The organism is Microbacterium esteraromaticum (assembly GCF_017303215.1).
GTDB classification, from domain to species: Bacteria; Actinomycetota; Actinomycetes; order Actinomycetales; family Microbacteriaceae; genus Microbacterium; species Microbacterium esteraromaticum_C.
The window spans coordinates 1-13,015 of sequence record NZ_JAEMWU010000003.1 but is presented as its reverse complement, the minus strand read 5'-3'; the positions used below and the strand labels follow the sequence as shown (position 1 = coordinate 13,015).

General features: G+C 69.2%; 12 protein-coding genes and 1 rRNA gene. 3 read left to right on the top strand and 10 right to left on the bottom strand.

The window, feature by feature from the left end; translation table 11 throughout:
• Position 1: 1 nt before the first annotated feature.
• The 5 genes from JF543_RS12870 to JF543_RS12850 all read right to left on the bottom strand — a co-directional run bounded on the left by JF543_RS12870 (position 2) and on the right by JF543_RS12850 (position 4,534).
• Positions 2-859: an ABC transporter permease gene (locus JF543_RS12870; RefSeq protein WP_179410245.1), complete on the bottom strand. Its 858-nt coding sequence runs from the start codon at positions 857-859 to the stop codon at positions 2-4.
• Positions 856-1,740, bottom strand: coding sequence for an ABC transporter permease (locus tag JF543_RS12865; protein WP_179410244.1), 885 nt, complete (start codon positions 1,738-1,740; stop codon positions 856-858). Before JF543_RS12865 ends, JF543_RS12870 begins: the two co-directional genes overlap by 4 nt.
• Entirely contained in the window at positions 1,733-2,914 is a 1,182-nt protein-coding gene (locus tag JF543_RS12860; protein WP_206824643.1) for a polyamine ABC transporter substrate-binding protein, read from the bottom strand. Before JF543_RS12860 ends, JF543_RS12865 begins: the two co-directional genes overlap by 8 nt.
• 51 nt (positions 2,915-2,965) lie before the next feature.
• Positions 2,966-4,126 carry an ABC transporter ATP-binding protein gene (locus tag JF543_RS12855; protein ID WP_179410242.1) on the bottom strand — a complete coding sequence of 387 codons (1,161 nt, stop codon included), beginning with the start codon at positions 4,124-4,126 and terminating at the stop codon, positions 2,966-2,968.
• Between the two features lie 135 nt (positions 4,127-4,261).
• The gene (locus JF543_RS12850) at positions 4,262-4,534 is read right to left on the bottom strand and encodes a metal-sensitive transcriptional regulator (protein WP_179410241.1); all 273 of its coding nucleotides are present in this window, start codon (positions 4,532-4,534) and stop codon (positions 4,262-4,264) included.
• A 59-nt stretch (positions 4,535-4,593) separates the two neighbouring features.
• Here JF543_RS12850 and JF543_RS12845 point away from each other — a divergent pair, with 59 nt between their 5' ends.
• The gene (locus JF543_RS12845) at positions 4,594-5,871 is read left to right on the top strand and encodes a DUF445 domain-containing protein (RefSeq protein ID WP_206824641.1); all 1,278 of its coding nucleotides are present in this window, start codon (positions 4,594-4,596) and stop codon (positions 5,869-5,871) included.
• Between the two features lie 4 nt (positions 5,872-5,875).
• Complete coding sequence (locus tag JF543_RS12840; RefSeq protein WP_179410239.1) at positions 5,876-6,781, top strand: agmatinase family protein; 906 nt, start codon at positions 5,876-5,878, stop codon at positions 6,779-6,781.
• A 6-nt stretch (positions 6,782-6,787) separates the two neighbouring features.
• On the opposite strand, the gene JF543_RS12835 is transcribed toward JF543_RS12840, so the two are convergent.
• From JF543_RS12835 to hutH, 4 genes are all read right to left on the bottom strand, one after another.
• Positions 6,788-7,435, bottom strand: coding sequence for an NAD(P)H-binding protein (locus JF543_RS12835; protein WP_206824639.1), 648 nt, complete (start codon positions 7,433-7,435; stop codon positions 6,788-6,790).
• 39 nt (positions 7,436-7,474) lie between these two features.
• A complete protein-coding gene (gene hutI / locus JF543_RS12830; protein ID WP_206824637.1) occupies positions 7,475-8,653 on the bottom strand; it encodes an imidazolonepropionase in 1,179 nt (392 codons plus the stop codon).
• 133 nt (positions 8,654-8,786) lie between these two features.
• Positions 8,787-10,445 carry a urocanate hydratase gene (gene hutU / locus JF543_RS12825; RefSeq protein ID WP_206824635.1) on the bottom strand — a complete coding sequence of 553 codons (1,659 nt, stop codon included), beginning with the start codon at positions 10,443-10,445 and terminating at the stop codon, positions 8,787-8,789.
• Positions 10,438-11,979, bottom strand: coding sequence for a histidine ammonia-lyase (gene hutH / locus JF543_RS12820; RefSeq protein ID WP_206824633.1), 1,542 nt, complete (start codon positions 11,977-11,979; stop codon positions 10,438-10,440). The genes hutU and hutH overlap by 8 nt, the downstream gene beginning before the upstream one ends.
• Positions 11,980-12,036: 57 nt before the next feature.
• On the opposite strand from hutH, the gene JF543_RS12815 reads away from it, so the two are divergent.
• Entirely contained in the window at positions 12,037-12,819 is a 783-nt protein-coding gene (locus JF543_RS12815) for an IclR family transcriptional regulator (protein ID WP_431522703.1), read from the top strand.
• A gap of 78 nt (positions 12,820-12,897) precedes the next feature.
• Here the strand turns inward: JF543_RS12815 and rrf are convergent.
• A 5S ribosomal RNA gene (gene rrf, locus JF543_RS12810) occupies positions 12,898-13,014 on the bottom strand.
• Position 13,015 lies beyond the last annotated feature (1 nt).

Genomic DNA, 13,015 nt, shown 5'->3' with positions numbered 1-13,015 from the left:
CTCAGCCGCCTCCCATCGTTCGAGCAATATCCGTCGCCGAGTCGCCGGCGCGTTTGAGAACCAGCGCCACGAGCGCCAACGACACCAGGGTCAGCAGCAGCATGACCGTCGAGACCGCGGCGATCTCGGGGCGGAGTCCGCTGCGCAGCGAGCTCAGCACGTACACCGGCCAGGGCGTGGTGCCCGAGACCTGCACGAACGCCGACACCACCGTGTTGTCGAGGCTGAGGGTGAACGACAGCAAGAACCCGGCGAGCACGGCCGGCATGGCCAGCGGCAGGGTGACCCGCAGGAAGGTGCGCAGCGGTGGCGCGTACAGGTCGGCCGACGCCTCTTCGAGCTTCTCGTCAAGGCCGACCAGCCGCGAGCGGACGATGTACGACACGATCGCCACCGAGAACAGCGAGTGACCGACGACCAATCGCATGGTGCCGTCGTTGAAGATGCCGATGCCGAGGTCCTGCCCCAGGAAGACCATCCACGGCAGCAGGGCGATCGCGTCGACGATCTCGGGCGTGACAGCGACCAGCAGCAGCAGCATCAGGAACCACCACACCCAGCGGCCGGGGCGTCTGGCCATCGCGACTCCGGCGAGCGTGCCGAGCACCGATGCCAGCAGCGCCGCGATCAGACCGGTGCGCAGCGACACCATCACGGCGTCGCGGATCACGGGCTTCTCGAACAGGGCGGCGAAGGGTTCGAGGCTGAAGCCGTCCCAGGCGACCAGCAGGCGCCCCGAGTTGAACGACGACAGCACGATCACGATGATCGGCAGGAACAGGAACGCGTACACGAGCACCGACCAGATCCCCAGGATCCGGTCGCCCGTGCCGCGGCGACGAATGCGCACGTCGGTCATGAGGCCTCCCCGAGCACGAGACGGTTGCGCCGACGGAACGGCAGCGTGACCAGCCACAGGATGGCCGCGGCGACGCCGATCGTCAGCATGATGATGAGGATGAGCAGCACCGCCATCGCCGAGCCAAGCGCCCAGTTCTGCGCGGTGCCGAACTGGCTCGCCACAAGCTGACCGACCATGTTGCCCTGGGCCCCGCCAAGCACGGTGGCGGTGATGTAGTCGCCCATCAGCGGGATGAAGACCAGCAGCACACCGGCGACGATGCCCGGCTGCGCCAGCGGAACGGTGACGCGCAGGAAGGTGCGCACCGAGCTGGCGCCGAGGTCTTTGCTCGCCTCGCGCAGCGGGGTGCCCACGCGGTCGAAGGCGACGTACAGCGGCAGGATCATCAGCGGCAGGTAGTTGTAGACGACACCGATGAGCACCGCCCCGCGGGAGTACAGGATGTCGAGCGGCCCGTCGAGCAGCCCGATGCCCTGCAGCGCCGACGACAGCCAGCCCTCGGGGGCGAGGATGACCTGCCATCCCAGGGTGCGCACCAGGAAGTTGGTCCAGAACGGCACCATCACCAGCGCGATCAGCAGACCGCGCCGCGAGGGCGGAGCCTTGACGGCCATCCAGTAGGCGACCGGGGCTCCGATCGCCAGGCACAGCACCGTGCCGATCACGCCCACCCACAGGGTGTTCTGGAACGTCGCGAAGAACGTCGGTGACATCGCCTCGGCGTATCGGTCCAGCGACAGCACGTCGTTGGCGTGCGTGCCGAAGATTCCGGGCTTGTAGCCGAAGCTGAACCAGACGACCATCGCGATGGGCGCGATGAAGAAGATGGCCAGCCATGCCCAGGCGGGAACGGCCAGCCCGAAGCGCGGACTACGCACCGGCAGCGGCCTTCGTCTTGTTCCAGATCTCGACGATCCGCGCCTGCGACTCGGTGACCTTGCCCTCGTGCATGGTCGCCACCTGCGCCTCGTCGAAGAACACCATGTCGAGCATCTCGAGTCCGGCGTCCTCGGCGGCGGCGCGGATGTCCTTGGCGCCGGTGTCGTAGCCGATGTAGTCGACCTGCAGCAGCTGGTTCTCGGGCGTGAGGATGAAGTTCAGGAACGCGTGGGCAGCCTCGGGGTGGGGCGCGCCGACGGCGAGTGCCCAGTTGTCCATCCACAGCTCGGTGTCGGGCGCACCGAGCACCCACTGCCAGCGGTCGGGGTCGGATGACTCCATGATGCCCAGACGCGCGTCACCGTTCCACACCTGCATGAGTGCGTGCGAGGCCTGGGGGATCGCGGCGCCGCCCGGGTACGAATCGAAGGCCGAGATGTGCGGGGCGAGCTCTTCGACGAGGAACTTCTCGCAGGCGTCGTGGTCGGCCGGATCGGTCGTGTTCCAGTCGATGCCGTTGGCCCAGTAGTAGATGCCGCCGAGGGGCGCCGGGTCATCGAGCACCGAGGTCTTGCCCGAGGCCTCGTTCTGGGCGGCGTCGATGAAGTCGTTCCACGTCTTCAGTTCGCGGGTGATGACGGTCTTGTCGTAGACGAAGCCGGTGGTGCCCCAGGCCTTGCAGATCGAGTACTCGTTGTTCGGGTCCCAGGCGCGGCCGAGGAACGCGGGGTCCATGTACTCGATGTTGGGGATGAGGTCGAGGTTCAGCTTGGCGAGCAGTCCGTTCTCGATCATCTGCGGGATGAAGATGCCGGTCGGGACGACCAGGTCGAACCCGCTGGTGCCCTTGGCCGCGATGAGCTTGGCGATCATCTCTTCGTTCGAGGCGAAGGTGTCCATGATGACCTTGGCGCCGTGTTCGTTGGTGAACGCTTCGACGACGTCGGGAGAGTCGTACTCTCCCCAGCTGTAGATCGACAACTGGTCTTCGGTGGCCCCTCCGGTGGCGCCCGGTGCGGGCGCGCTGGATCCGCCGGGTGAGCAGGCGGTGAGGACGCCGGCGGCGCCGACGGCGGCGACCGCGGCGATGAAGCCGCGGCGGGTGAGCTGGCGGCGCACGAGGGGCGCGATGGTGCTGTCGGCGAGAATGCGGATGCTGTTGCTGTCGTTCATGAGTGCACTCCTTCGTGCGTCGGGTAGGTGCGTGGGGTGGGAACCGCGCGGTCAGGTGCCGGAGCGGTCGGGCAGGGTGATGACGTGGGTGGATGCCAGCGGCGCGCCATCGGTGGCGAACAGCCGCACATCGTCGGGTGACCAGACGCAGCGCACGTCGTCGTCGACGCGGACCGAGGGTGCCGTCGGTGCGGGCGTGCGCACGAGCAGGGTCTGCTCGCCGGCGCCGACCACGACCTGCAGCGTCTCGCCCAGGTACGACACGCTGAGCACGCGGGCGTCTGCGCCGTTCGCGGTCGAGCCCGCGGATTCGAGGCGGATGAACTCGGGGCGGATGGCGGCGACGGCCGATCCGCCGGGAGATACCCGTTCTCCGCCCCACGGTCCGGCGATCACACCGAGGTCGGTGTCGATGGCCGCGCCGTCAGCAGCGACGGTGCCCTGCACGAAGTTCTGCTGGCCGATGAACGAGGCCACATACGCCGACGCGGGCGCCGCGTAGATCTGCTCGGGGCCGTCGAGCTGCTCGATGCGCCCGGCCCGCATGACGGCGATGCGGTCGCTCATCGACAGCGCCTCGCCCTGGTCGTGGGTGACGAACACGAAGGTGGTTCCCAGTCGTGCCTGCAGCAGCTTCAACTCGACCTGCATCTCTTCGCGCAGCTGTCGGTCGAGCGCCGCCAGAGGCTCATCGAGCAGAAGGACGCTGGGCCGGTTGATCAGTGCCCGCGAAAGCGCGATGCGCTGTTGCTGACCGCCCGAGAGCATCGTGGGTTTGCGGTCAGCGAATCGGCGCAGCTGCACCATGTCGAGGGCCTCGGCGACCCGCTGGCGCTGCTCGGCCTTGGGCACGCCGCGCTGCTGCAGACCGTATGCGACGTTCTCGGCCACCGACATGTGCGGGAACAGCGCGTAGGCCTGGAAGACGGTGTTGACCTCACGCTTGTACGGCGGCAGCCCCAGCACGCTGCGTCCCGAGATGCTGATGTCGCCGCTGTCGGGATGCTCGAACCCGGCGATCATGCGCAGGGTCGTCGTCTTGCCGCAGCCGGACGGGCCGAGCAGCGAGAGGAACTCCCCCGGCTGGATCGAGAGTGAGAGGTTGTCGACGGCGATGGAGTCGCCGTAGCGCTTGGTGACGCCGACGATCTCGACACCCCCGGTCGTGTTGCCGGTATCGGGTGCGGTCGCCGCCGGTGCGGAATCGGCCATGGAACCTCCACGTTGAGTTCTGACGTGCCGATAGTCAACCACAACTCAGCGGGGAGGTACAGCGAAAAGCGAAGAATTTACCGGATAGCGCGACGATATCCGTTGTCAGAATGATGCTTGACAACGGAAATGAACCTACTTTCGATCGAAATCGAAGGCCTTGAGCAGCTCGCCGACCGCCTGGTCGCGCTCTTCGCCCCCGGCTTCGAACATGTGCGTGACGTGCGTGCGCAGGTGGTTCTCGAGCAGCAGTCGGTTGAGCGACTCGAGCGAGCGCTGCACGGCACGCGACTGCGTGATGATGTCCATGCAGTACTCCTCGTTCTCGATCATCCGGGTGATGCCGCGCAGCTGACCCTCGAGGATGCTGGTGCGGTGCAGGGCGCGCTTCTGGATGTCTTCGATCACATCTCCGAGCGTAGTCCGCCCTGACACGCTCGCGCCGGTGCGCGTGAAAGGATGACCACATGCCGCGCACACCGATGGCACTGCTCTCACCCGCCGACCAGGAGCGACTCCGCGGGCTCCGCCGCATGAAGGCGGTGGCGCTGGGCGCGCTGCTGCTGATGGCGGTGGTCTTCGTGATCGCATTCGCCCTCCAGGGCCGCTACCCCGCGTTCGGTTATGTACGCGCGGCGGCCGAAGGCGGCATGGTCGGGGCGCTGGCCGACTGGTTCGCCGTGACCGCTCTGTTCCGCCGGCCCCTCGGGCTCCCCATCCCGCACACCGCGATCATCCCGAACCGCAAGGATGAGATCGGCCGGTCACTGGGAGAGTTCGTCGAGACGAACTTCCTCTCCGCCGAGGTCGTGCGGCAGAAGGTGTCCTCGACCGCGGTGGCGCATCGCCTCGGCGATTGGCTGTCCCAGCCCGCGCACGCGCAGCGCGTCGCCGCCGAGGGCTCGACGATCGCCGCAGCAGTGCTGCGCGCGCTCAGCGACGACGATGTGCGCGATCTCATCGCCGACCTCGCCCACGACCACCTGGTCGAACCGGAGTGGGGCCCGCCCGCAGGGGCATGGCTCGAGAAGATCGTGCAGGCCGACGCCCACCGTGGCGCCGTCGACCTCGCCGTCGACAACATCGCCGGCTGGCTCGACAACAACTCCACCGCGTTCCAAGGGTTGATCTCGCGACGTCTTCCCGCCTGGGTTCCGCACCTCGCGCACCGCTTCGTCGACGAGACCGCGTACGCCGAAGCCGTGAAGTTCATCCGCGCCGTGCAGGCCGATCCGCAGCATCCGGCGCGTCTCGCCGTCGACGGCTACCTGGCCCGCCTCGCCGACGGACTGCAGCACGACCCGGCAATGCGTGCACGTCTGGAGGGGGCGAAGGCGAGCGTCTTCGACAGCCCCCGTGTCGGCGAGCTCGCCGCTCAGGCCTGGAACACCGCCAAGGCCGGGCTGCTCGCGGCCCTCGCCGACCCGCAGAGCGGTCTGCGGCTGCGCGCGACCACGGCGCTGGAAGACATCGGCCGACGCCTGACGACGGATGCGGCCCTGCAGCGACGCGTCGACGGCTGGGCCACCGAGGGCGCTGTGTTCCTCGTCGACCGTTACCGGCACGACATCGCCTCGATCATCACCGACACCGTCGAACGCTGGGATCCGGCCGAGACCACCGAGAAGATCGAGCTCATGGTGGGCCGCGACCTGCAGTACATCCGCCTGAACGGCACCGTCGTCGGTGCCCTCGCCGGCGTGACGATCTTCGCGATCGCGCACGCCCTGATCCCCGGAGTCTGAACGCATGGCACTCTCGCACGATCCGTCCTGGCCCCGCGCCGGAAGTTGGCCCGCGTTCGACGGCGAGCGCGTGGATGCCGCGCTGCTCGGCGTTCCGGTGCACAGCACCTCGCTGTCCCCCACCGGGGCCCATGCCACCCCTGGAGCCATCCGCGACGCTCTCGCCCGATACAGCCCGACGCTGATGGGCCCGCCGGCGATCGACCTCGGCGCAGCGCTGCGCATCGCCGATGCGGGCGACATCGACGACCCGGACTCCGCCGCGGGCACCGAGCGCACGGTCGACCGGGTGGCCGAGCTGGCGGCATCCGCTCGCCGGGTCATCGCCCTCGGCGGCGACAACTCGCTCACCTACTCGGTCGCCCGCGGTGTCTCCGCGACCGGCCTGATCACGTTCGACGCGCACTTCGACCTGCGCGACGGCGTCTCCAACGGCACCCCCGTGCGCCGACTCGTCGAGGATGCCCCCGAGGCGCAACGGATCGATCCGCGGCGCATCGTGCAGATCGGGATCGCCGACTTCGCGAACTCTGCGTTCTACGCGCAGCGCGCGGCCGACTGGGGCATCCGTGTCATCACTCTCGACGAGGTGCGCCGGCGCGGCATCGACGACGTCGCGGCGGAAGCGCTCGAGGTGGCGGGTGCCGGGGCGGATGCCCGCGTGCACCTCGACATCGACGTCGACGTCTGCGACCGCTCGGTGGCGCCGGGGTGCCCTGCCAGCGTTCCCGGCGGCCTCGCCGCGTGGGAGCTGCGGGCGCTGACGCGCCGTGTCGCATCGGATGCCCGGGTGGTCGGCGCCGACATCGCCGAGGTCGACGCGACCGCGGATGCCCCGGACGGGCGCACCGTTCGCCTGGCCGCCCTGTGCGTGCTGGAACTGCTCGCCGGGCTGGTCGATCGGGGGTAGGCCGGGTCAGCGGCCGCGGATCGCCTCCGCGATCGGCGTCTCCCCGTCGTTGAACCGAATCGTGCGACCGATCGTCGAGGGGTCGTGCAGGGTCGCGGCGATCGCCTCGGCGACATTCGCGCGCGAGACCTCCCCCGACACCTCGGCCGTCGCGTCGATGCGGCCGCTCGGGGCGGCGAGCGTCAGACGGCTCGGCCCGAGGATCGTCCAATCCAGTGCGGATGCCCGCAGGTGCGCATCCGCGGCGGCCTTGGCCTCGGCGTACGCGAAGAACCCGTCCGCAGGGTCGATGCCGTGATCCGGTGAGGCGTTGAAGTACGAGACCATGACGTAGCGCTGTACTCCGGCATCCGCCGCGGCATCCATCGAACGCACCGCGGCGTCGTGGTCGACGGCTTTCGTGCGCTGCGGGTTGCCGCCGCCCGCGCCAGCCGACCAGACGATGGCGTCGTGCCCGGCGATGACGCGCGCCAGCGCGGCCTGCCCCTCGTGCTCCACGTCGAAGACGATCGGTACCGCACCCGTCGCGCGCACGTCTTCGGCGTGCTGCGGGTTGCGGATCACCGCCGAGACCTCGTCACCACGCGCGACGAGGAGCGGAGCGAGCAGCAGCGCGATCTTTCCGTGACCGCCGATGATGAGGATTCGAGCCATGCCCCCACGCTACCCGCGTCCACCAATGGCAGGGCCGTCTCAGCGGATCCGCTCACCGTCCTTCCAGACGTGCGCGATCAGGGGCACGCCGGGCCGGTACGCCAGGTGCACGCGCGTGGGAGCATCGAGCAGCACGAGGTCGGCCCGTTTGCCGACGGCGATCACACCGATGTCATCGCGGCGCAGCGCCTGCGCACCTCCCGCCGTCGCTGCCCAAACCGCCTCGGCCGTTGTCATACCCATGTCCCGCACGGCCACGGCGATGCAGAACGGCATCGACGAGGTGAAGCTCGACCCTGGGTTGGTGTCGCAGGCCAACGCCACCGTCACCCCCGCGTCGATCAGCGCACGCGCATCGGGGTACGGCTGCCGGGTCGAGAACTCCACACCGGGCAGCAGGGTGAGCACGGTCTCGGATGCGGCGAGCGCGGCCACGTCCGCCTCGGCCAGGTAGGTGCCGTGGTCGATCGAGGCTGCGCCCAGCTCGACGGCGAGCTGCACACCCTCCCCCGGGCCCAGCTGACTGGCGTGCACCCGAGGCTGCAGGCCACGCGCGATGCCCGCTTCGAGCACCCGACGCGACTGGGGCACCGTGAACGCACCGGTCTCGCAGAACACGTCGATCCATTTGCTGTGCGGCGCGCATGCGTCGAGCATGTCGCCGACGACCAGGTCGACGTATTCGTCGCCGCGATCGGCGTACTCGGCCGGCACGACGTGCGCCCCGAGGAACGTCACCTCGTCGGTCACCTCGGCGGCCAGGCGCACCAGGCGCGCCTCGGTCTCGACGTCGAGCCCGTAGCCGCTCTTGATCTCGATGGTGGTGGTGCCCTGCGCGAGCATCTCGTCGAGGAACCCGCGCAGTCGCGTGCGCAGATCGTCGTCGGATGCCGCGCGCGTAGCCGCCACCGTCGATCGGATGCCCCCGGCGGCGTACTTCTGCCCGGCCATGCGCGCCTCGAACTCGGCGGCGCGGTCCCCGCCGAACACGATGTGACTGTGGCTGTCGACGAATCCGGGGATGAGCGCCCGGCCTCGGGCATCCACTTCCAGATACCCCTCGGGTGTCGTGGGAACCGCGTCGGCCGCGCCGACCCACTCGATGCGGCCGTGGTCGATGAGCACGGCGGCGTCGCGCATGGTTCCGGTCGCCGTCCCGTCGACCGCCGGGTCGTTGGTCGTCAGCTCCCCGATGTTGGTGATCAGCGTCCTCGTCATCAGCATCCTCTCTCCCTTTCTCCGTCTCCCTCTCCCCACCCCACCCCACGAGGGGTCAAATTCTGTCGGGTTCGCGCGGGGTGACACGACGTTTCTTGACCCCTCGTGGGGAGGGTACGCGAGTGCGGGGCGACTACAGGCCCATCGGGATGTTCAGGCCGCGCTCGCGGGCGATATCACGGGCGTGTTCGTACCCGGCGTCCACGTGCCGCATGACACCGGTACCCGGGTCATTGGTCAGCACGCGCTCCAGCTTCTGGGCGGCCAGTTCGCTGCCGTCGGCGACGGTCACCTGCCCGGCATGGATCGACCGGCCGATGCCGACGCCGCCGCCGTGGTGCAGCGACACCCAGCTCGCCCCGGACGCCGTGTTCAGCAGCGCATTCAGCAGGGGCCAGTCGGCGATGGCATCCGATCCGTCTTTCATCGCCTCGGTCTCACGGTAGGGAGACGCGACCGATCCCGAGTCGAGGTGGTCGCGGCCGATCACGATCGGCGCCGAGAGCTCGCCCGAGGCGACCATCTCGTTGAACTTCAGACCCGCCAGGTGGCGCTCCTTGTACCCGAGCCAGCAGATCCGCGCAGGCAGACCCTCGAAGTGCACCTTCTCGCCGGCCTTGTCCAGCCAGCGGTGCAGCGCAGCGTCTTCGGGGAACAGCTCGGCGATCGCCCGGTCGGTCTTATAGATGTCCTGAGGGTCGCCCGACAGCGCAGCCCAGCGGAACGGTCCGCGCCCCTCCTCGAACTGCGGGCGGATGTACGCCGGCACGAACCCGGGGAACTCGAACGCCCGGTCGAATCCGCCCAGCTTCGCCTCGGCACGAATGGAGTTGCCGTAGTCGAACACGGCCGCACCTGCGTCCTGGAACGCGACCATCGCGGCCACGTGCGCGGCCATCGACTCACGGGAGCGGCGGGTGAACGCCTCTGGGTCGCGTTCGGCCTCGGCCTTCCAATCAGCGAACGCGATGCCCAGCGGCAGGTAGGCAAGCGGGTCGTGCGCACTGGTCTGGTCGGTGACGACATCGATCGGCACGCCGCGCGAACGCAGTTCGGGGAACACCTCGGCCGCATTGCCGACCACGCCCACCGAGAGGGCCTCGCCGGCCCCCTTGGCGGCGACGACGCGCGCGATGGCCGCATCGAGATCAGTGGTGTACTCGTCCAGATAGCCGTGCGCCACGCGACGCTCAAGACGCGACTCGTCGACGTCGACGATCAGCACCACGCCCTCGTTGAGGGTGACTGCCAGCGGCTGCGCGCCGCCCATGCCGCCGGCACCGCCGGTGAGGGTGAGCGTGCCCTTGAGCGAGTCCCGGCCCAGCGAACGTGCAACCGCGGCGAAGGTCTCGTAGGTGCCTTGCAGGATGCCCTGGGTGCCGATGTAGATCCACGACCCGGCCGTCATCTGCCCGTACATCGTCAGTCCGAGTGCTTCCAGGCGACGGAACTCGGGCCAGGTCGCCCAGTCGCCGACGAGGTTCGAGTTGGCGATCAGCACCCGCGGCGCCCACTCGTGTGTGCGGAACACGCCAACGGGCTTGCCGGACTGCACCAGCAGCGTCTCATCGGGTTCGAGCTCGTCGAGGGTGCGCACGATCGCGTCGTACGCCTCCCAGCTGCGGGCGGCCCGTCCCGTTCCGCCGTAGACGACGAGATCCTCGGGATGCTCGGCAACCTCGGGGTCGAGGTTGTTCATCAGCATCCGCTTGGCGGCCTCGGCGCCCCAGGTCTTGGCGGTGCGCTCGTTGCCGCGCGCGGCACGGACGGTACGGGTGGTGGTGTCAGACATCGGCGTGCTCCTTCGCAGTGCGGGCGACCGCGCCCGAGCGCACGAGCTCGGTGACGGCCTCCATGTCGGGTGAGAGGAAGTGGTCGGGCCCGGGACCTGCGGCGACCGTGCGCACGAGATCCCGCACGGCGCCCGTGGCGGGCCCCGCTTTCAGGGGCGCACGCAGATCGAGCGCGCGGGCGCCGGTGATCAGCTCGATCGCGAGCACCCGCGCGAGCCCGTCGATGGCGCGGCGCAGCTTGCGCGCACCCGCCCAGCCCATCGAGACGTGGTCCTCCTGCATGGCCGACGACGGGATGGAGTCGACGGATGCTGGAACGGCAAGCCTCTTCAGCTCGGAGACGATTCCGGCAGCGGCGTACTGCGCGATCATCAGCCCCGAGTCGACGCCCACTTCGTGAGCGAGGAAGGGCGGCAGCCCGTGGCTGCGCGCCGGGTCGAGCGCGCGATCGGTGCGCCGCTCCGAGATCGAGGCGAGGTCGGCCACCGAGATGGCCAGGAAGTCGAGCACTGCGGCGACCGGTGCGCCGTGGAAGTTGCCGTTCGAGGCGATGCGCCCGTCGGTGGTCACGACGGGGTTGTCGACGACGGATGCCAGTTCGCGCTCACCGATCAGTGCGGCGTGCGCCATGGTGTCGCGCACGGCACCGTGCACCTGTGGCGAGCACCGCAACGAGTATGCATCCTGCACGCGGCCGTCCTCGGGGCCCTTGTGCGAGTGGACGATCGGCGAGTCCCCCAGGAACGCACGCAGGTTGGCGGCACTGGTGGCCTGCCCGAGCTGCGGTCGCAGTGCCATGAGGTCGGCGGCGAACACGGCGTCCGTACCCAGCTGCGACTCGATCGACATGGCCGCTGCGAGGTCGGCGGTGGTCACAAGGGTCTCGAGGTCGTGCAGCGCCAGCAGCAGCATGCCCAGCATCCCGTCAGTGCCGTTGATGAGGGCGAGACCTTCTTTTTCGACGAGCACGAGCGGCTCGATGGATGCTGCCGACAGGGCATCCGCCGCGGGCATCAGCTCACCGTGCGCATCCCGCACATCGCCCTCGCCCATCGCGGCCAGCGCGACATGCGCGAGCGGCGCGAGGTCGCCGGAACAGCCGAGCGAACCGTACTCGCGCACGACCGGCGTGATGCCGGCGTTGAGCATCGCGGCGTACGTGTCGACGACTACCGGGCGCACGCCGGTGTGACCGGACGCGAGTGTCTGCAGCCGCAGCAGCTGCAGTGCGCGCACCACCTCGGTCTCGACCTCGGCACCCGTACCTGCGGCATGCGAACGGATCAGACTCGCCTGCAGCTGACGACGCCGCTCCGGGGCGATGAAGGTCGTCGCGAGCGCACCGAAACCGGTGGACACGCCGTAATGCGGATGCGGGTCGGCGGCCCGGTCGTCGATGACGGCACGGGCAGCGGCGACGCGCGCTCGCGCGCCGTCACTGATCTCAACGGGTGCGCCGCCGCGCGCGACGGAGACGACCTGTGCGGGTGCAAGCGGCGCATCGCCGATGATCACGGAGGAAGATGACTGCATGTATCGATTCCACCCGCTCCGGGGCACGAACGGGTGCTGCGGTGAGAGACTGTGTCTGTGATCCCAGACAAAAGCGACGCCCACCGACCTCAGGTGCCGGCGGCGGATCAGACGTTGCGCGTCCTGCGCCATCTGGCGCGACGGCCTGCACCGGTCGCGGCTTCGTCGCTGGCCCGGGATCTCGGCATTCCGCGGTCGACCATCTATCACCTGCTCGCGACGCTCGAGACGCACGGCTTCGTCGTGCACCTCCCCCAGGAGCGACGCTGGGGTCTCGGGACGAGCGCGTTCGAACTCGCCGGTGGCTACGCGCGACAGGAGCCGCTCGCGCGGCTGGGAAGGCCCGTGATCGCGGCCCTCGCCGACCAGGTGGGCGAGAGCGCTCACCTTGCGGTGATGAGTGGACGCGACGTGCTCTACATCGTCGAGGAACGCGCGGCTCGACGCCCCGCTCTCGTCACCGACGTCGGCGTGCGGCTCCCGGCTCACCTCACCGCAACCGGGCGCGCGATGCTCAGCATGCTGCCTCAGAGTCAGGTACGTGCGCTCTACCCCGATGCCGCGGCGTTCACCGACCGTACCGGGCACGGGCCGGCGCGACCGTCGGAGTTGCGCGAGGTGCTGCGAGAAGCCCGGACCACAGGGATCGCATCAGAGGACGGCGAGGTGACGCCAGAGTTCCGTTCGGTGGCCGTCGCCGTGCGAGACCACGCGGGGTGGCCCGCGGCGGCCGTCGCCGTCACGTGGGAACAGCGCGGAGACCCAAAGGCGGCGGATGCTGTCCGCGCCGCGGCGCGCACGCTGGAAAAGCACCTCGGATACAGCAAAGGCCGCGCGTGAGCCGCGCGGCCTTTGAGTCGTTGTCGTGTTAACGCGAAAGAGCCACCCAGCGTTGGGTGGCTCTTTCGTTTAAAAGGAGTCCGGCGGTGTCCTACTCTCCCACAGGGTCCCCCCTGCAGTACCATCGGCGCTGTGAGGCTTAGCTTCCGGGTTCGGAATGTGACCGGGCGTTTCCCTCACGCTATGGCCGCCGTAA

Bases quoted from the DNA above. Each gene is read 5' to 3' on its own strand.
- hutU (WP_206824635.1), bottom strand. From the start codon at position 10,445: ATGTCTGACACCACCACCCGTACCGTCCGTGCCGCGCGCGGCAACGAG.
- JF543_RS12845 (WP_206824641.1), top strand. From the start codon at position 4,594: ATGCCGCGCACACCGATGGCACTGCTCTCACCCGCCGACCAGGAGCGA.
- JF543_RS12840 (WP_179410239.1), top strand. From the start codon at position 5,876: ATGGCACTCTCGCACGATCCGTCCTGGCCCCGCGCCGGAAGTTGGCCC.
- JF543_RS12835 (WP_206824639.1), bottom strand. From the start codon at position 7,435: ATGGCTCGAATCCTCATCATCGGCGGTCACGGAAAGATCGCGCTGCTG.
- JF543_RS12855 (WP_179410242.1), bottom strand. From the start codon at position 4,126: ATGGCCGATTCCGCACCGGCGGCGACCGCACCCGATACCGGCAACACG.
- JF543_RS12870 (WP_179410245.1), bottom strand. From the start codon at position 859: ATGACCGACGTGCGCATTCGTCGCCGCGGCACGGGCGACCGGATCCTG.
- hutH (WP_206824633.1), bottom strand. From the start codon at position 11,979: ATGCAGTCATCTTCCTCCGTGATCATCGGCGATGCGCCGCTTGCACCC.
- hutI (WP_206824637.1), bottom strand. From the start codon at position 8,653: ATGACGAGGACGCTGATCACCAACATCGGGGAGCTGACGACCAACGAC.
- JF543_RS12860 (WP_206824643.1), bottom strand. From the start codon at position 2,914: ATGAACGACAGCAACAGCATCCGCATTCTCGCCGACAGCACCATCGCG.